Origin of the sequence: Kitasatospora purpeofusca (assembly GCF_036010405.1) — a bacterium.
GTDB lineage: Bacteria > Actinomycetota > Actinomycetes > Streptomycetales > Streptomycetaceae > Kitasatospora > Kitasatospora purpeofusca.
Genome location: NZ_CP108561.1, coordinates 4,705,213 through 4,721,605 on the forward strand (window position 1 = coordinate 4,705,213; position 16,393 = coordinate 4,721,605).

Here is a 16,393-nt window from a genome sequence, read left to right on the forward strand (position 1 = left end):
GGCGCGGTATTGACGGGATATCGATGAGATCCGGTCACCTGGCGAGATCCGGTCGCACCTTCATAGGATCATCGCCCTAGAATTCGCCGCGTGACGATGACTCAGTGGTGCGCAACGGCAACAGGCGTGCTCGCCGCTCTCGCCCTGGTGGCCGCCGCCCGCTACCGCGCGGTCTCCACCACCCAGCGCCGTCGGGTCACCCAGCAGGAACACGAGATCAACCGCCTCCGGGAACAGCTCGCGGCCGAACTCTCCCGCCGCGGCACCGAACTGGCCGCCGCCCAGCAGGACCACGAACTCAACGCCTCCACCCAGCGGGCCTTCCTCAGCGTGGCCCGCCGGATCCTCGTCATGGCCCACGACCAGCAGGCCCTGCTGGACGAGATGGAGCGCACCCACGACGACCCGACCCTGCTGGAGGGCCTGCTCAAGGCCGACCACGCGGCCGCCCAACAGGCCCGCCTCGCCCAGACCCTGGCCGTGCTCTGCGGAGCCCGGGCAGGCCGCCACTGGCCCGAGCCGGTCTCGCTGGAGGACGTCGTGCGCGGCGCCCAGTCCCGCATCCTGCCGTTCCAGCGGGTGATGATCCGCAGCCGGATCGAGACCGCCGTGGTCGGAGCGGCCGCCGAGGCGCTGATCCACGCCGTGGCCGAACTGCTCGACAACGCCACCCGCTACTCCCCGCCCAGCACCCAGGTGTACGTCACCCTGATGCCGGTGCACAACGGGGCCGTGATCGAGATCGACGACGGCGGTGTCGGGATGCCCGAACTCGCCGTCGAGAAGGCCTCCGACGCCCTGGCCGGCGGCTCCACGCTGGAGGTCTCCCGCCTCGGCGAGGTGCCCCAGCTCGGCCTGGCCGCGGTCGGCCGGCTCGCCGAGCAGTACGGGTTCCGGGTCACCATCGGCTCCGCGCCCTCGCCGTACGGCGGGGTGCGGGTCGTGGTGCTGCTGCCGAACGCGCTGCTGACCGAGCCGCTGCCGCCGACCGTGCCGGGCCTGGGCCGGGGCGACGCGGTGTTCGGGGGATCGGCCGCGCCCGCGCGGTCCGGGCCCCGGGGGCGGGCCGTCCCGCCGGCCCGGCCCGACCTGCCCGATCCGGCGGCGTACCCGGACGCCGCGGCGGACCGCCCGCACGCGCCCTACGAGCCGCACGCACCGCACGCACCGCACGCACCGAACGACCCGTATGCACCGCAGGACCCGCACGCGCCGCACAACCTGTACCAGCCCTACCAGCCGTACCAGCCCTACACGCCGCACTCGCCGTACACGCCGCAGGGCGTCCCGTACGACCTGGACGACCCGGCGCCGTACGACCCCGCGACGGCCACCGGCTACCCGCCCGTGTACCCGCCCGTCGCCGGCTACCCGACGGCCGGCTCCCCGTTGACCGCTTCCCCGCTGGCCGGTTCCCCGACGACCGGCGACGAACCGGACGCCGCCCCGCCGCCGCTGCCCCGTCGCAGCCACCGCCGGGGCCGCGCCGCCACCCGGCACGCCGCCAACGCCGCCCCCACTCCGCCGCCGGCCCCGCCGTACCGCTCGGCACAGCAGGCCCAGGCGTTCATGTCGATGTTCCAGGCCGGCACCGCCGGCGGCCGCTCGGCCGCCCGGGCCGGCACCCCGGACCCGCACGACCCTTCCCTTCCCCCTTCCCCCCAGCTTCCCCAGCGCCCCGGAGAGTTCCATGACCACCACCCCTGACCTCGGCTGGCTGCTCGCCGACATCGTCAACGTCCCGCAGGTCCAGCACGCCGTCGTGGTGTCCAACGACGGCCTGGAGATCGGGCGCAGCGAGGGCATCGTGCGCGAGGACGCGGAGCGGCTCGCCGCGGCCTGCTCCGGCCTCCAGTCGCTGGCCCGGGGTGTCGCCCAGGGCTTCGGCGGCCGGGGCAGCGCGACCCGGCAGATCGTCATCGAGTACGGCGGCGGCTACCTCTTCATCGTCGCCGCCGGGGCCGGGGCCCACCTGGCGGTGGTGACCGGCGACGACGTCGACGCCGGCCTGGTGGCCTACCAGATGCAGGTCCTGGTCGAGCGGATCGGCACCCACCTCACCAGTCCCCCGCGCGCCGATCTCGCGGCGGGGGGCCAGCGGTGAGCGGCGGCCCGGTCCGCCCCTACGTCATCACCGGCGGCCGCAGCCGGCCCACCCGCGCCGAGCTGGCGTTCGAGAGCCTGGTCGTCGCGTTACCGGACCGGCCCGAACTCCCCGAGCACGCCCTGCTCAACCGTGAGCACCGGCGGATCCTCGACCTCTGCCACAGCCTGCTGTCGATCGCCGAGGTGTCGGCCCACCTGGGTCTGCCGCTCGGAGTCGTCAAGGTCCTGGTAGGCGACCTCTGGGACCTCGGCGCCGTCCAGGTACTCCCGCCCGTTCCGCAGGCCGAACGCCTGCCCACCACCCTTCTGGAAGAGGTACTCGTTGGCCTCCGCCAACTCCGCTGACCCGGTCGCCGGCGCTCCCGCCGCACCGCAGTACCTGCCGCCGTCCGTCCAGGGCGCGGTGAAGATCCTCGTCACCGGCCCGTTCGGCGTCGGCAAGACCACCCTGGTCGGCTCGCTGAGCGAGATCTCCCCGCTGCGCACCGAGGAGACCATGACCGCCGCCAGCACCGGCGTGGACGACCTCACCGGGCGCGGCGGCAAGACCACCACCACGGTGGCGCTGGACTTCGGCCGGATCACGCTCAACCCCCGGCTCGCCCTGTACCTGTTCGGCACGCCCGGCCAGCAGCGGTTCTGGCCGCTCTGGGACGACCTGTCGCGCGGCGCGCTCGGCGCGATCGCCATGGTCGACCTGCGGCGTCCGGACGAGAGCTTCGACGTGCTCGGGCGGCTGGAGGAGCAGCAGATCCCGTTCGCGGTCGCCGTCAACACCTTCCCGGACACGCCGAGTTACCCGGAGGACGAGTTGCGGTCGGCACTGGACCTGCTGCCCGGGGCGCCGATCCTGTACTGCGACGCCCGGGACCGGCGGGCCTCGTACGACCTGCTGATCGACTTCGTCGACCACCTGTACCGCACCGCCGTCCTGGAGCCGCAGCGATGACCGTTCCCGAGCCCGGCACGACGGCCGTCCCGCCGCCCGGGTGCCCCGCCCACGCGGCCGGCGGCGCCCCACCGGCCACGGCCCGCAGCGTCCCTCCGGCCGAGGCCCACGGCGGCACCCTGCCCGGCGGGCTGCCGGTCGGGGTGCCGCTCACCCCGCTGCACGGCTCCGCCGTCGCCGACGACCCGCACGGCCTGTACGCCAGGCTGCGCGCCCAGTACGGACCGGTGGCACCGATCGAACTGGAACCCGGGGTCGAGTCCTGGCTCGTCCTCGGCTACCCCGAACTGCTCGAACTCACCCGCAACGAGGCGCTGTTCTCCAAGGACTCGCGCCGCTGGCGGGTCCCCGCCGAAGGCCGGCTGGCCGCCGACTCACGGCTCCAGCCGATGACCTCCTGGCGCCCCACCCTGCTCAACCTGGACGGCGCCGAGCACCAGCGGCTGCGCGCCGCCGTCGCCGACACCCTCGCCCGGGTCGACCACCGGCAGCTGCGCGAGACCACCGAGGCCGCCGCCGACGCGCTGATCGACAGCTGGGGCCCCGACGGCACCGCCGACCTGGTCGCCCAGTACGCGCGCCGGCTGCCGCTGCTGGTCTTCACCCAACTGCTCGGCCTGCCCGACGAGGCGGGCACGCACCTCATCCGGCTGATCAGCCACATCGCCGACAGCGGCCCCGAATCGGTGCGCGCCAACCAGGAGTTCCAGACCCTCCTGGTCGACCTGGTGCGACAGCGCCGAACCACACCCGGCGCCGACCTCACCTCCTGGCTGCTCGCCCACCCGGCCGCGCTGACCGACGAGGAAGCGGTGCACCACCTGGTGGTCCTGATGATCGCCGGGAACGAGACCACCATCTGCTGGACCGGCAACACCCTGCGGCTGCTGCTCACCGACCGGCGCTTCCGGGCCACCCTCACCGGCGGCCGGCTGACCGTCGCCGACGCGCTGGAGGAGGTGCTCTGGCGCGACCCGCCGACGCAGAACTTCCCCGGTCGGTGGGCGACTTCGGACACCGTGCTCGGCGGCCAGTTCATCGCCCGCGGCGACATGCTGGTGCTCGGCCTGGCCGCGGCCAACGCCGACCCGGCCGCCCAGGGCCCCGGCGCCCACGGGCACGCCTCGATGGGGCACGCGTCGATCGGCGGCAACCGGGCCCACCTGGCCTGGGGCGCGGGCAAGCACGTCTGCCCGGCCCAGCACCCGGCCCGGATCATCGTCGAGACCGCCGTCGAGACCCTGCTGCACCGCCTGCCGGACCTCCAACTCGCCGTCCCCCCGCACGAGCTGGCCTGGCGCCCGTCCCCCTGGTCGCGCGCCCTGATCAGCCTCCCGGTGCTCTACAGCGCCTTCACCCCGCCCCGCCCGCCAGCTCCCGAGAGGCCCTCCGCATGGACACCGCCGCAGATATCGCAGACTCCGCAGACGCCGGGGGCGGCTCCGGGGACGGTTTCGGGGACGGCCTCGGGGACGGCTTCGGGGACGGAAGACCCGAGCCTGTCGTCCTCGACGCCTTCGGACGCGACCAGCACCGCGAGAACGCCCGGCTCCGCGGAGCCGGCCCGGCGGTCCTGGTGGAACTCCCTGGCGGGGTGGTGGTCTGGGCGATAGCCCACCACGACACCCTCCAGGAGCTCCTCGCCGACCCCCGCGTCGGCAAGGACCCCCAGCTGTGGACGGTGTTCCGGGAGGGCCGGCTGCCCGAGGGCTGGCCGCTGATCAACTTCGTCACCGTCCCCGGCATGATCACCGTCGACGGCGAGGACCACCGCCGGCTGCGCGGACTCGTCACCCAGGCCTTCACCCCGCGCCGGGTGGCCGCCCTGCAGCCCGCCGTCGAGAGCAGGACCACCGCCCTGCTCGACCGGATCGGCGAGCTGGACGGCACGTTCGACCTGCGCGAGCACTTCGCCTACCCGCTGCCGATGCAGGTGATCGGCGAACTGCTCGGCCTGCCGCCCAAGCAGCAGGACGAGCTGCACGAACTGTCCGACACCCTGGTCTCCAGTTCCGCCACCCCCGGGGCCGCCGCCGCCGCGCAGCGGTCGCTGTTCGCCCTGCTCGCCTCGGTGGTCGCCGCCAAGCGGGCCGAACCCGGGGACGACCTCACCACCGACCTCATCGCCGCCCGCGCGGAGGACGACCGGCTCAGTGAGGCGGAACTCGTCGGCACCCTGCTGCTGATGCTGGTGGCCGGGCACGAGACCACGCTCAACCTGATCACCAACGCGGTGCGCGCCCTGCTCGCCCACCCCGAGCAGCTGCGGACGGTGCTGGACGGCACGGTGCCGTGGTCGGCCGTGGTCGAGGAGACGCTGCGGTACGACTCGCCGGTCGGGCAGTTCCCGCTGCGCTACGCCACCGAGGACATCCGGGTCGGCGACGTGGTGATCCGGCGCGGCGAGGCACTGCTCGCCTCGTACGCGGCCGCCGGACGGGACGAGACCCACTACCCCGACGCCGACCGCTTCGACCTCGGCCGGCAGCCGAACCGGCACCTGTCCTTCGGGCACGGCCCGCACTTCTGCCTCGGTTCGGGGCTGGCCCGGCTGGAGGCGGAGACGGCACTGCGGTTCCTGTTCGAGCGCTACCCCCGGCTCGCGCTCGCGGACGGGCCGGAGCCGGAGCCGATCGCCTCGTTCGTCAGCAACAGCGTGCGCACGCTGCGGGTCACGGTCTGACCCGCCGGTCCCCGCGCGCGCCGCGGTGACCTCGGGGCGGCCGGGTCGTTGGGGGGTTCATGAAGAAACTCGCCGCCCTGGCCGCCCTCACCGTGGCCGGTCTCGCCGCCGCCGTGCCGTCCGCGTCCGCCGCCACCTCCACCGCGGCCTCCCCGGACGCGCTCGGCGGCCTGTCCAACGGGATGACCCTCTCCCCCGCCGACCTCCTGCTGCACGAGGCGAAGGACCTGCCGGTGGTCGGCGGTACGGCGAGCGAGATCGAGGCCATCGGCACCAACCAGATGACCCACCCGGGCCTCAGCGGCGAGATCGGGCACGGCCTGTGAGCGGCGTGCGGCGGCCCGGCGCGCTCCTGCTGGCCGCGCTGGCGCTGGCCGCCGCACCTACCGCCGCGTTCGCGGCGGGCTCGGACTCCGCTTCTGGTCCGGACTCCGGCGCTGGCTCGGGCTCGGGCTCGGGCTCGGGCTCGGGCTCCGGTGGTGGCGCGGCGACCGGGCCGGACTTCGCGTCCGCCGCGGCCTGCCTGCAGGAGTTCGCGGCCGTCCCCGCCCTCGGCAGCCACGGCGCCGGGCCCACCACCTGCTCCAACGGCAACATCGTCAACCACGCCGTGGGCACCCTCGGCACCCTCGGCGCGCTCACCGGGTGACGAACAGCCCCTGCAACTCCCCGTAGTCGAGCCCGCCGCCGAGCGCGGAGTACGTTCCGTCCCCGTACACCTCCTCGGCGGCGCGGCGCACCGCCGCGTACGCCGCCTTCGCCAGGCCGGGCCCCAGGCTGATCCGGGCCACGCCCAGCGCCGCCAGCTCCGGCACGGACGGCGAGCCCGGCCCGGCCAGCACATTGAGCGGCGCCGGGACGGCCGCGACCAGCGCGGCGATCACCGCCGGATCGGACACCCCCGGGGCGAACACGCCGTCCGCGCCCGCCTCCGCGTAGGCCCGCAGCCTGGCCACCGCCTCGTCCAGCAGCTCCGCCGGGTCCGCGTCGCCCCCGGCGTGCAGGAACACATCGGTACGGCCGTTGACGAACAGCGGCACCCCGGCCGCGTCCGCCACCGCCCGGGCCGCCGCGATCCGCTCGGCCGCCTCGGCGACCGGCCGGCCCCTGTCCTCCAGGTTGACGCCGACCGCGCCGGTGGCGAGCAGTGCTTCGACCGTCCCGCCGACACCCGCGGCGGTCCCGGCGAACCCGCTCTCCAGATCCGCCGTGACCGGCAGCGGGCCGGCCGCGCGGACGATCAGCTCCGTCTGCGCCAGCACCCGCGAGCGGTCGGCGCCCTCGCCGTCGGCGCTCCCCAGCGCCCAGCTGACGCTGGCGCTGGCCGTGGCGAGGGCGCGCGCCCCGGCGGCCGCGACCAGCCGGGCGCTCGTCGCGTCCCAGACGTTGGCGAGCACCAACGGCTCGCCCGGGCGGTGGAGTTCACGCAGGACGCGGGCCTTCTCCCGCTGCTCGACCGTCATCGTCCGCCGCCCCGCTACTTCGCGGCCGGGCTGAGCCGGGTGCCGACGCCGATCCGGTTCCAGGCGTTGATGGTGATGATCAGCGCGATCAGCTGCGCCAGCTCGGCCTCCTCGAAGTGCGCGGCCGCCTCGTTGTAGACGGCGTCCGGCACATGGCCCTGGGTGAGCAGGGTGAAGGACTCGGTCAGCGCCAGGGCGGCGCGCTCCTTGGCGGTGAACCACGGGGTCTCGCGCCAGGCCGGGAGGGAGAGCAGGCGGTGGTTCTGCTCGCCGGCCCCAAGGGCGTCGGTGCTGTGCATGTCGATGCAGAAGGCGCAGCCGTTGATCATCGAGGCGTGCACCTTGACCAGCTCGGCGAGCACCGGGTCCACGCCGTGGCGGGCCCGGCGGTCCAGGCCGATCATCGCCTTGTAGAAGTCGGGGGCGAGGTCCGGGAGCGAGATGCGCTGGGCGGGCGCGGGGACCGGGGCGTCGGCGGAGGTGACGGGGGTGTTGTTCGTGGTCGTCATAGCGCTCAGCCTAGGGGCGCGGTGGCCTGGCGGTTCGGTACGTTCGGGCGCGGAAATCATGGGCCACTCCAGTGGCGGGCAGCCGGTGCCGCCCGGGCCTCGGGGCGGGTGCGCCGAGTGTGGCACGGCGGAGGGGTGCGGGGTGCGGGGCACCCGAGGTGCCCCGCACACCCCACACCCAGGACCCCTCCGTTGACCTGCCCCTCCCGACCGGCGAACAGGCGTGCGAGGATCGCGGGGAGGGCGAGGTCAGGGGGACTGGACGTGTGTACGGCGTTCGTGAGCATCGAGCCGTCCGCGGCGGTGCCGGTACTGCTGCTGTCGGTGCGGGACGAATACACGGGACGGCGCTGGTCGCCGCCCGGCAGTCACTGGCCCGCGCAGCCCTCGGCGGTCGGCGGACTGGATCTGGTCGCCGGCGGGACGTGGCTCGCGGTGGAGCCGGGCGGCACGGGCTCCGGGGATTCCGGACCGGTCGCGGCCTGCCTGCTGAACGGCTTCGGCACCTCGGCACCGGAGGCCGCCCGGCTCTCGCGCGGTGAACTGCCGCTGCTCGCCGTCCGGGGTGGCCGGATCGACACTCTTGAGCTCGACCGGTACGACCCGTTCCATCTGGTCGTCGTCCGACCCGACGGCGCCCGGGTGCTGAGCTGGGGCGGCGGGACCGGCGGCCGCCTCGCCGCACTGGACCTGCCGACCGGGCTGAGCGTGGTCCTCAACGACGGACCGGAGGGCCTGGCCGAGAACCGCACCGCCTCCGAGCGGATCCGCTCGCTGATGGCCGCCCGCGCCGACCACTTCCGGGCCCGGTTCGAGGCCGAGCCCCGCCCACTGCCGCAGCTCGACGACCCGGGGACCGAACGGGCCTGGGGCGCCTGGCTGCCGATCGTCACCGGGGACGGACTGCCCCTCGACGCGCCCGCCGCCCTGGTCCAGCGACGCGACTTCGGGGACGGCCGGATCTGGGGCTCCTCCTCGATCTCCCTGCTCGCCCTCGGACCGGAGGGCGTCCGCTACGACTTCACCCCTGCCCCGGTGGGCCCGGGCGGCGACGGCTGGCGACGAGTGGAGCTGTGAGCGACGCGCGCCAGCGACGAACGAACGGAACCGGGCGGACGGTGCCGGGCGGACGGCAGGTGCCGAGTGACGCTGACCGCCACTCGACCCCTCTCACCGCCGCTCACACTTCGGCACGGGCCTCGCGCCAGCGCCTCGCGACGACATCGCTGACGTAGTACACGAACTCGCTGCCCCGACCCTCGCCCGCAGGCACCTCGGTCCACCACATCGGCCAGAACTCCCGCTCGTAGTGGGCCTTCAGGACGCGGGTGAAGCCGGACAGCGCGCCACGCAGCCGGGTCCGGTCGAGCTTCAGCGCCCCGGCCAGGTCGCCGTAGCCGACCCGGGTGCCGGGCTGCTCGGCGAGGATGTCGAGAATGGCCACGACCACCTGGACGGAGTCGCGGCGGTCGCTGATCAGCGTGCGGAGGTCCTCGACGGTCCACTCGTCGCGGCGGCGCTGCTGCTCGCCCTGCGGGGACCTGATCGCGAGGTCCGCAGCGGTGGGCGTGGCGCCAGCAGCTGCCGTGACACCGCTGCGCTCGGCGATGAAGGCGTACACGGCCGGGACAAGGTGGGCCGGGACCGGCACCGACACGTACTCCGGGTTCTCCTGGGACATGACTGGTCCTCCCCTTCTGCGACCGCCCCCTGCGGTCGGCCGCAGGACGATCCTGGCACATCGTCAGCGCCGACGTCCAGCCTTTAACGGCTACTAATAGCTGTTAGCAGCCACTAGGGGATGCGGAACTCCTGGGACTTGTTGCCGGGGGTGCAGGCGGTCATGGTGAGCTGGGCGCCGACGCCGTTGTCGGTCAGGCAGTTCTGGCCCATGTAGTCCTTCAGGTAGAAGGCCCCCGGGGTGGTCGCGGCCGTGACCGTCCAGTTGGTGAGGAAGCTGAAGCCGTTGGACAGCGCCACCCGGCTGTCCATCTCCTGCACCAGGACGGGGGCGTTCAGCTTGCAGGGGTTGAACTGGTGCCAGCTGCTGGGAACGGTGTGCACCCAGCCGTAGCCGGTCGCGCCGCCCATGACCACGGCCTGGCCGCCGGCGAGGCCGTCCTGGGAGAGGCCCATCCGGAGGCCGTCGGCGACATTGGTGATGTAGCCCCAGTTGGTGCCGCCGCAGCCGCTCGCCGGAGCGCCGCCGGGGGCGGTGGTCGCCGGGGGCACCGCGGCCGGGGGCGCGGTGGTCGCAGCAGTGGACGGGGCCGCCGGGGTGGTCTGCTGGGCCTGGGCGGGCGACTGCTGGGGCGGCGGCGGAGCGCTCGCGGCGGCGGACGGGGACCCGCCCGACCGGGAGGCGGAGGCCGGTGGCGGAGTCGTGGGCGAAGGCGTGGGCTTCCCGGCCGGGGTGGCCGACGAGGACGGCGAGGGCGAACCCGACGGAGCACCCGGCGCGGTCGGGACGGCGGACAGGGACGGGGGCGGACTCCCGGTCGGCGACGCACCGGCCGGCCAGGCGGTCATGGTCACCGTGACCGCAGGCGGCGCACCCGGCTCCTGCGCCTGCGAGGTGAACGGCACCCGGTCGACGAGCAGCACGGTGGCCGTACCGACCGAGATCACGATCGGCAGGACCACCGGCACCAGGAAGCCGCGCCTGCGCATCCGCCCGGCCGGCTCCGTGCTCGGCACAGGAACCACGGCGGCGACGGATTCCGCGGGGGCGTCCTTCGCGGCGGCACCCTTCGCGGCGGAAGGCTTCGCGTCCGCGACCGCGGACGCCGGGAGCGCCGACGGCCCTTCGCCGCCCGCCGCCGCCCGGGCCGCAGCCGCCATCGCGGCAGCGTCGGCGAACCGGTCCCCCGGGTCCTTCGCCAGCGCCGTCGCGACGAACGCGCGCACCGCCGGCGGGATGTCCCCCGGAAGCTCCGGCGCGGGCTCGCGCAGGTGCTTGAGCGCCACCTCCAGCATGCCCCCGCCGGTGAACGGCGGCCTGCCGACGAGCAGTTCGTAGCAGACGACGCCGATCGCGTAGAGATCGACGGCCGGGGTGACGGCCTTGCCCTCGGCCTGTTCCGGGGCCATGTAGAGCGCGGTGCCGATCACCGCGTGCGAGGCGGTGAGCCTGGTCCCGGCCATGGAGCGGGCGATGCCGAAGTCCGTGACCGTCACCCGGCCGTCGGCCCGGAGCATGAGGTTGGACGGCTTGACGTCCCGGTGCACGATGCCGCGCCGGTGCGCGGCGTGCAGGGCGTCCAGCGCCTCGGCGAGCAGTCCGAGCGCCCGCGCGGGCGGGAAGGCGCCGTCCGCGGCGAGGACCCGGTCCAGCGGCCGGCCGTCGACCAGCTCCATCACCAGGTAAGCGAGGCGGTCGCCGTCCGCGTCCGGCGGCTCCTCCTCGCCGTAGTCGTGCACATCGACGATGCCGGCGTGGTCCAGCAGGGCGAGCATGCGCGCCTCGCGGCGGAAGCGTTCGGCGAAGGTCACGTCCGCCAGCAGCGCCGGATGGAGGATCTTCACCGCCACCGGACGCCCCAGCACCGAGTCCTCGGCCCGCCAGACGGCGCCCATCCCGCCGCCGCCGATGCGCTCGGTCAGGGTGTAGCGCCCGCCGAGCACCGTCCCCCGACCGCTCATGCCCGCCCCCGTGTCCTACTCGAACGAACTGTCCGTCGGCCGCCCAGTCTGCCACGCGCCCCTCGGGCGACGGCACCCCCATCGGCCTGCGGTGTCATGGCTGTTGACCAGGCGTCGGCCGATCGCCCGGATACGATCCTCCGATGAACGACACCGTGGTCCTGCGCGTCGACGCCACCCCGTCCACCCCCGCTCTGCTGCTCCGGCCCTGGCGGAGCGAGGACGCGCCGGCACTCGTCGAGGTGTACCGGGACCCGGTGCTGCGCCGCTGGACGACCTCGGTCCTGGAAGACGAGGCGGACGCGCTCCGTTGGGTGGACACCCAACAGGAGGCCTGGGCGGCGGGGCACCGGTTCGCCTTCGCCGTCCTGGAGGCGCGGCCGGACGCGGAACCGGGGCCGCTACTGGGCAACCTCGTGCTCAAGCGGGTCTCCCCCGGCGGGTCCACCGCCGAGGTCGGCTACTGGACGGCCGCCCCCGCCCGAGGCCGGGGCGTCGCACCGCGCGCACTGGAGGCGCTCACCGACTGGGCCCTCGACACCCTGGGCCCGGACGGGCTCCAGCGGCTCGAACTGCTGCACCAGGTGGACAACTCCGCCTCCTGCCGGGTCGCGGAGAAGAGCCGGTACGCCTTCGACCGCGTCCTCCCCGCGACCCCGCCCGCCTTCCCCCTCGACGGCCACCTGCACGCCCGGCTGCGCACGGCGCCGCAACAACTCCGGTAGGGGCACGGCGGTCGCGGCGAAAGAGCCAGTGGCAGTGGCCGGGCGGGCCGGAGGGGTCGGCGGGCGGGAGCCGGGCGGCCGGGTTACCGGCGAGCGGCTCCGGTGGCGCAGAAGGCTTCGAGCAGCTCCGCCAGTGCCTCGGGGCGTTCGAGGTGGAGGTCGTGGGTGGTACCGGGGATGCTGGCCATGAGGATGTCGAGGCGGTCGTGGTGCATGCGGTCGAGTTGCTCGGCGTCGATGATGGTGGACTGCGCGAGGACGACCAGGGTGGGGCAGGCGATCCGGGCCCACTCGGGCCACCAGGAGCGGTGGGTGTTGTCGGTGAGGGCCGCCACCATGACGTCGGGGTCGAAGCGCGGGTGCCGGCCGTCGGCGCGTTCTTCGAGCCCGGCCGCCCAGGCCTCGCCGACGGGGCCGCCGCCCAGGAATTCGACGGCGGCCGAGGCCGTGGCGAACGGCGTGGGCCAGGAGGCGAACCAGGCAGCGATGTCGGCGACGGTCTCGGCGGAGCCGGCGGCCGGTCCGGCCTCGACCATCACCAGGCGCTCGACGAGTTCCGGATGCGCGGCGGCGGCCAGCATCGCTGCGTGCCCGCCGTAGGACTGGCCGAGCAGGGTCACCGGGCCGAGGTCCAGTTGCTCGATCACGGCGACCACGTCGGCGACGTGGGCGGCCCGGGAGACGTCCGCCGGACGGCGGGTGCTCGCGCCGTGGCCGCGCTGGTCCACGGTGACCACCCGGAACCCCGGCCAGAGGTGCCGGGCGAGCGTGTCCCACTCGCCCCCGTACCCGGCCAGGCCGTGCAGCAGGAGCAGCGGCGGGCCGTCGCCGCCCCGGTCGTGGCAGAGGAGGGTGACGTCGTCGCGGACCACGGTGCGTTCGGTCATGGCTGCTCGGTCTCCAGTCGGCGGTCGGTCTCCGAAGGCCGGTCGGTCTCCAGTCGGCGGGCCCGGTCGGTGAGGTGGCGGCGTTCGGGGGCGCTGGTGGTGCGGCGGGCGGCGTCGCGGTAGACGGTGGCGGCGGTCGGGTCGCCGAGCAGTTCCAGCAGGTGGGCCCGGGTGGCGAGGAGGCGGTGGTGGCGGGCGAACCTCCGGTCCTCCGCCAACGGGGCGAGCGCGGCCAGGCCGGCCGCCGGGCCCTCCACCAGGGCGAGGGCAACGGCGCGGTTGAGGGTGACGAAGGGGTTGGCGCCGAAGCCTTCGAGCACGTCGTAGAGGGCCAGGATCTGCGGCCAGTCCGTGGACTCCGCGTCCGGCGCCTCGTCGTGGACGGCGGCGATCGCGGCCTGGACCTGGTACGGGCCGACCGGGCCGCGCGGCAGGGTCCGGCCGATCAGGGCCACGCCCTCATCCAGCAGGGGCCGGTTCCAGCGCGAGCGGTCCTGCTCCGCCAGCGGCACCAGGACTCCGCCCGCGCCGGTGCGGGCGGGTCGGCGGGCGTCCGTGAGCAGCATGAGGGCGAGCAGTCCGGCGGTCTCGGGGTCGTCCGGGACCAGCCGGAGCAGGAGCCGGGTCAGCCGGATCGCCTCGGTGGACAGTTCGGGGGCGGTCAGGTCCTCGCCGCCGCTGGTGGTGTAGCCCTCGTTGAAGATCAGGTAGAGGACCTGCCGGACCTCGGCGAGGCGTTCGGCCTGCTGTCGGGCGGGCAGGCCGGAGGTGCGGACGGTCTGCTTGGCGCGGCTGATCCGCTGGGCCATCGTGGCCTCCGGCACCAGGAACGCGGCCGCGATCTGTGTCGTCGTCAGGCCGCCGACGGCGCGCAGGGTGAGGGCGATCCGGCTGGGTGCGGACAGTTCGGGGTGGCAGCAGAGGAACAGCAGGTGCAGGGAGTCGTCCCGGTCGGCGTCGGCGGCCGCGTCCGGGGCGGGGCCGAGCAGGGCCGACTGCGGGGTGGCGAGGGCGAGGGCGTCCTCGCGGCGGCGCCGGGCCGCCTCGCTGCGGACGGTGTCGACCAGCCGCCGGGTGGCGACCGTCACCAGCCAGCCGCGCGGGTTCTCCGGCAGGCCGTCGGCCGGCCACTGGGTGGCGGCGGCCAGCAGCGCTTCCTGCACGGCGTCCTCGCAGGCGTCGAACAGGCCCCGGCCGTGGCGGCGCACCAGCGCCCCGAGGGCCTGCGGCGCGAGTTCGCGCAGCAGGCCCTCGGGGACGCCCGGTCCCGGCGTCGGGCCCTCGGGGACGCCCGGTCCCGGCGTCGGGCCCTCGGGGACGCCCGGTCCGGGCTGTGGGCCGCCGCTCACACGTCCGCCGCGTCGGGGGACGGGGACTCGTGCAGGATCGGCCACAGTTCGACCGGGTCGACGTCCGCGTACGGCATGTCGGCGGCGATCCGCTGGGCGCGCTCCAGGCTCTCGCAGTCGAGGACGTAGAAGCTGGCCAGGTACTCCTTGGTCTCCAGGTACGGGCCGTCGGTGACGACGGGCAGGCCGTCGGCGCGGCGGACCAGCTGGGCGGCGGCGGCGTCGGCGAGGCCGTAGGCGCCGAGGAGTTCGCCGCTCTCGCGGTACTTGGTGTTGAAGGCTTCCTGCTTGGCGATCGCCTCCGGCCACTCCTCGGCCGGGAACGCGTCCCACTTCGCCTGGTTGCCGTAGATCATGGCGAGGTACTTCATCTCGGGTGTCCTCCCGGTCGGTGCGCTCCGTCCGGCGCGCTCTCACCCTTCGGTCGGAGCGGGCCGCGGGGCCTCGACATCCTGGACAAGATCTTTTCGACATCCTGCCGCACGGGGACGACCGGGGGTAGGGGTGTGCCGCCGGCCGGGCCGTGGGGGTGTCCCACGACCCGGCCGACGGCGGCGCGCACGGCGTCAGGCCGTCGGCACGGCCTCAGGCGGCCGACAGGCCGAGTCGCTCCAGCCGCTCCGGGTCGGTGAAGATGTCCAGTGCGACGACCTTGCCGCCGCGCACGGTGAACACCGCGAGCGAGAGCGGGTGTCCGTCGAGGAAGCTGGCCACCGCCGGTTCCCCGTTGACCAGCACCATCCGGGACTCGCCGGTGAACTGCGATCCGAACAGGCTCGCCCCGGTGGCCACCTCGGTCGCGCCGCGCCGGAGCGTGGCGGGGCGCAGGGTGCCGCCGTCGGAACGGGCCACCACGTCGGGGGCGAGGACGGCGAGCAGCGCCTCGAAGTCCCCGCCGCGGGCGGCGGCCAGGAACGCCCGCACCACCTCGCGGCGCAGCGCCAGGTCGGCGTCCGGCGCGGGTGCGGCGCCCTGGACCCGTCGCCGGGCGCGGCTGGCGAGCTGGCGGGTGGAGGCGGCGGTGCGGTCGAGGATCGGGGCGATCTCGTCGAACGGCACCGAGAACATGTCGTGCAGGACGAAGGCGAGCCGTTCCGCCGGTCCCAGCGTCTCCAGGACGATCATCAGGGCGATGCCGACCGAGTCGGCCGTGAGTATCTCCTGTTCGGGGTCGAGGGCCCGGATGCCGCCGATGATCGGATCGGGCAGCCGGACCTCCTGGCCGTCCTGGTGCTCCAGCGGGTCCTCGCGCCGGGACGCCCGCGAGCGCAGCAGGTCGAGGCAGACCCGTCCGACCACGGTGGTCAGCCAGCCCGCCAGGTTGGCCACCTCGCTCACGTCGGAGCGGCTCAGCTTGAACCAGGCTTCCTGCACCGCGTCCTCGGCCTCGCTCAGCGAGCCGAGCATCCGGTAGGCCACCGCCCGGAGATGGGGCCGTTGCTCCTCGAAGCGGGCCGCCAGAAAGTCTTCCCCGTCCACCTGTCACATCCTCGCGTCGGGATCCGTCAGTTCTTCGACGGACGTTAACCGCTCCGCGTGACGCCGAGGCCGACGCGGACCACCCAGACCCGGAGGATCCACCGATGACCAGCCGCACCGCCCGTATGAAGAACCCCGCCATGGTCCTGCCGGACGCGATGAAGGGCATCCAGAGCATCTACAAGGCGATGTACCAGGGCGGGGTCCCGCACCGGATCCTGGAGCTGGTGCACCTGCGGGCCAGTCAGATCAACGGGTGCAGCGCCTGTGTGTTCGCCGGTGTCACCGGGGCCAAGAAGGCCGGGGAGACGGACGAGCGGCTGCACGCCGTCGCCGCCTGGCGGGAGGCGCCGTTCTTCGACGAGGAGGAGCGGGCCGCGCTCGAACTCACCGAGGCGGCGACCCGGATCGCCGACCGTTCCGGCCAGGCGGTGCCGGACACGGTCTGGGACGCGGCGGCGGACCACTTCAACGAGGAGCAGCTCTCGGCGATCATCCTGATGATCGGGCTGACGAACTTCTTCAACCGGATCAACGCGACCGTCCAGGAGCCCGCCGGCGCGACCTGGAGCTGATCCGGGTCCGGCCCGACGGCCGCCGA

The 16,393-nt window shown here is 74.6% G+C and carries 19 protein-coding genes; 11 read left to right on the forward strand and 8 right to left on the reverse strand.

Annotated elements, in window-relative coordinates; translation table 11 throughout:
- The first annotated feature begins 96 nt into the window (after positions 1–96).
- The 8 genes from OG715_RS20810 to OG715_RS20845 are packed head-to-tail and all read left to right on the forward strand — an operon-like array spanning position 97 to position 6,387.
- Positions 97–1,707: a sensor histidine kinase gene (locus OG715_RS20810; RefSeq protein ID WP_266271756.1), complete on the forward strand. Its 1,611-nt coding sequence runs from the start codon at positions 97–99 to the stop codon at positions 1,705–1,707.
- Positions 1,691–2,104, forward strand: coding sequence for a roadblock/LC7 domain-containing protein (locus OG715_RS20815; protein ID WP_030397833.1), 414 nt, complete (start codon positions 1,691–1,693; stop codon positions 2,102–2,104). The genes OG715_RS20810 and OG715_RS20815 overlap by 17 nt, the downstream gene beginning before the upstream one ends.
- The gene (locus OG715_RS20820; protein ID WP_266270317.1) at positions 2,101–2,451 is read left to right on the forward strand and encodes a DUF742 domain-containing protein; all 351 of its coding nucleotides are present in this window, start codon (positions 2,101–2,103) and stop codon (positions 2,449–2,451) included. Before OG715_RS20815 ends, OG715_RS20820 begins: the two co-directional genes overlap by 4 nt.
- Positions 2,429–3,055, forward strand: coding sequence for a GTP-binding protein (locus OG715_RS20825; protein ID WP_266270318.1), 627 nt, complete (start codon positions 2,429–2,431; stop codon positions 3,053–3,055). The genes OG715_RS20820 and OG715_RS20825 overlap by 23 nt, the downstream gene beginning before the upstream one ends.
- Complete coding sequence (locus tag OG715_RS20830) at positions 3,052–4,668, forward strand: cytochrome P450 (RefSeq protein WP_266270320.1); 1,617 nt, start codon at positions 3,052–3,054, stop codon at positions 4,666–4,668. Before OG715_RS20825 ends, OG715_RS20830 begins: the two co-directional genes overlap by 4 nt.
- Positions 4,632–5,738, forward strand: coding sequence for a cytochrome P450 family protein (locus tag OG715_RS20835; RefSeq protein WP_266270322.1), 1,107 nt, complete (start codon positions 4,632–4,634; stop codon positions 5,736–5,738). Before OG715_RS20830 ends, OG715_RS20835 begins: the two co-directional genes overlap by 37 nt.
- A gap of 59 nt (positions 5,739–5,797) precedes the next feature.
- Positions 5,798–6,064, forward strand: a complete 267-nt coding sequence (locus OG715_RS20840; protein WP_266270324.1) for a hypothetical protein — start codon at positions 5,798–5,800, stop codon at positions 6,062–6,064.
- The gene (locus OG715_RS20845) at positions 6,061–6,387 is read left to right on the forward strand and encodes a hypothetical protein (RefSeq protein ID WP_266270326.1); all 327 of its coding nucleotides are present in this window, start codon (positions 6,061–6,063) and stop codon (positions 6,385–6,387) included. The genes OG715_RS20840 and OG715_RS20845 overlap by 4 nt, the downstream gene beginning before the upstream one ends.
- Here OG715_RS20845 and OG715_RS20850 read toward each other — a convergent pair.
- Both OG715_RS20850 and OG715_RS20855 read right to left on the reverse strand, forming a co-directional pair.
- Complete coding sequence (locus tag OG715_RS20850) at positions 6,377–7,201, reverse strand: isocitrate lyase/PEP mutase family protein (RefSeq protein WP_266270327.1); 825 nt, start codon at positions 7,199–7,201, stop codon at positions 6,377–6,379. The genes OG715_RS20845 and OG715_RS20850 overlap by 11 nt on opposite strands.
- Positions 7,202–7,215: 14 nt before the next feature.
- Positions 7,216–7,710: a carboxymuconolactone decarboxylase family protein gene (locus OG715_RS20855; protein ID WP_266270328.1), complete on the reverse strand. Its 495-nt coding sequence runs from the start codon at positions 7,708–7,710 to the stop codon at positions 7,216–7,218.
- Positions 7,711–7,989: 279 nt separating this feature from the next.
- Here OG715_RS20855 and OG715_RS20860 point away from each other — a divergent pair, with 279 nt between their 5' ends.
- Positions 7,990–8,787: an NRDE family protein gene (locus tag OG715_RS20860; RefSeq protein WP_266270329.1), complete on the forward strand. Its 798-nt coding sequence runs from the start codon at positions 7,990–7,992 to the stop codon at positions 8,785–8,787.
- 103 nt (positions 8,788–8,890) lie between these two features.
- On the opposite strand, the gene OG715_RS20865 is transcribed toward OG715_RS20860, so the two are convergent.
- Positions 8,891–9,391, reverse strand: a complete 501-nt coding sequence (locus OG715_RS20865) for a hypothetical protein (protein WP_266270330.1) — start codon at positions 9,389–9,391, stop codon at positions 8,891–8,893.
- Positions 9,392–9,504: 113 nt separating this feature from the next.
- On the reverse strand, positions 9,505–11,352 hold the full coding sequence (locus OG715_RS20870; protein WP_266270331.1) for a serine/threonine-protein kinase: 1,848 nt from the start codon (positions 11,350–11,352) through the stop codon (positions 9,505–9,507).
- Positions 11,353–11,495: 143 nt separating this feature from the next.
- Between OG715_RS20870 and OG715_RS20875 the strand changes: the two genes are divergently transcribed.
- Positions 11,496–12,077 carry a GNAT family N-acetyltransferase gene (locus tag OG715_RS20875; RefSeq protein ID WP_266270333.1) on the forward strand — a complete coding sequence of 194 codons (582 nt, stop codon included), beginning with the start codon at positions 11,496–11,498 and terminating at the stop codon, positions 12,075–12,077.
- Positions 12,078–12,160: 83 nt separating this feature from the next.
- Here the strand turns inward: OG715_RS20875 and OG715_RS20880 are convergent, their stop codons facing one another.
- From OG715_RS20880 to OG715_RS20895, 4 genes are all read right to left on the reverse strand, one after another.
- Positions 12,161–12,964 (reverse strand): alpha/beta fold hydrolase, encoded by an 804-nt coding sequence (locus tag OG715_RS20880; RefSeq protein ID WP_266270334.1) that lies wholly within the window; start codon positions 12,962–12,964, stop codon positions 12,161–12,163.
- Entirely contained in the window at positions 12,961–14,211 is a 1,251-nt protein-coding gene (locus tag OG715_RS20885) for an RNA polymerase sigma factor (RefSeq protein WP_266271757.1), read from the reverse strand. The genes OG715_RS20880 and OG715_RS20885 overlap by 4 nt, the downstream gene beginning before the upstream one ends.
- Before the next feature lie 98 nt (positions 14,212–14,309).
- Entirely contained in the window at positions 14,310–14,684 is a 375-nt protein-coding gene (locus OG715_RS20890) for a YciI family protein (protein ID WP_266270335.1), read from the reverse strand.
- Between the two features lie 214 nt (positions 14,685–14,898).
- Positions 14,899–15,792: a sigma-70 family RNA polymerase sigma factor gene (locus OG715_RS20895; protein WP_266270336.1), complete on the reverse strand. Its 894-nt coding sequence runs from the start codon at positions 15,790–15,792 to the stop codon at positions 14,899–14,901.
- Positions 15,793–15,896: 104 nt separating this feature from the next.
- Here OG715_RS20895 and OG715_RS20900 point away from each other — a divergent pair, with 104 nt between their 5' ends.
- Entirely contained in the window at positions 15,897–16,367 is a 471-nt protein-coding gene (locus OG715_RS20900; protein ID WP_266270338.1) for a carboxymuconolactone decarboxylase family protein, read from the forward strand.
- The last annotated feature ends 26 nt before the right edge of the window (positions 16,368–16,393 follow it).

Excerpts from the sequence above, each read along its gene's own strand:
- OG715_RS20810 (WP_266271756.1), top strand. The coding sequence starts at position 97 with ATGACTCAGTGGTGCGCAACGGCAACAGGCGTGCTCGCCGCTCTCGCC.
- OG715_RS20815 (WP_030397833.1), top strand. The coding sequence starts at position 1,691 with ATGACCACCACCCCTGACCTCGGCTGGCTGCTCGCCGACATCGTCAAC.
- OG715_RS20830 (WP_266270320.1), top strand. The coding sequence starts at position 3,052 with ATGACCGTTCCCGAGCCCGGCACGACGGCCGTCCCGCCGCCCGGGTGC.
- OG715_RS20840 (WP_266270324.1), top strand. The coding sequence starts at position 5,798 with ATGAAGAAACTCGCCGCCCTGGCCGCCCTCACCGTGGCCGGTCTCGCC.
- OG715_RS20850 (WP_266270327.1), bottom strand. The coding sequence starts at position 7,201 with ATGACGGTCGAGCAGCGGGAGAAGGCCCGCGTCCTGCGTGAACTCCAC.
- OG715_RS20855 (WP_266270328.1), bottom strand. The coding sequence starts at position 7,710 with ATGACGACCACGAACAACACCCCCGTCACCTCCGCCGACGCCCCGGTC.
- OG715_RS20865 (WP_266270330.1), bottom strand. The coding sequence starts at position 9,391 with ATGTCCCAGGAGAACCCGGAGTACGTGTCGGTGCCGGTCCCGGCCCAC.
- OG715_RS20870 (WP_266270331.1), bottom strand. The coding sequence starts at position 11,352 with ATGAGCGGTCGGGGGACGGTGCTCGGCGGGCGCTACACCCTGACCGAG.
- OG715_RS20875 (WP_266270333.1), top strand. The coding sequence starts at position 11,496 with ATGAACGACACCGTGGTCCTGCGCGTCGACGCCACCCCGTCCACCCCC.
- OG715_RS20880 (WP_266270334.1), bottom strand. The coding sequence starts at position 12,964 with ATGACCGAACGCACCGTGGTCCGCGACGACGTCACCCTCCTCTGCCAC.
- OG715_RS20890 (WP_266270335.1), bottom strand. The coding sequence starts at position 14,684 with ATGAAGTACCTCGCCATGATCTACGGCAACCAGGCGAAGTGGGACGCG.
- OG715_RS20900 (WP_266270338.1), top strand. The coding sequence starts at position 15,897 with ATGACCAGCCGCACCGCCCGTATGAAGAACCCCGCCATGGTCCTGCCG.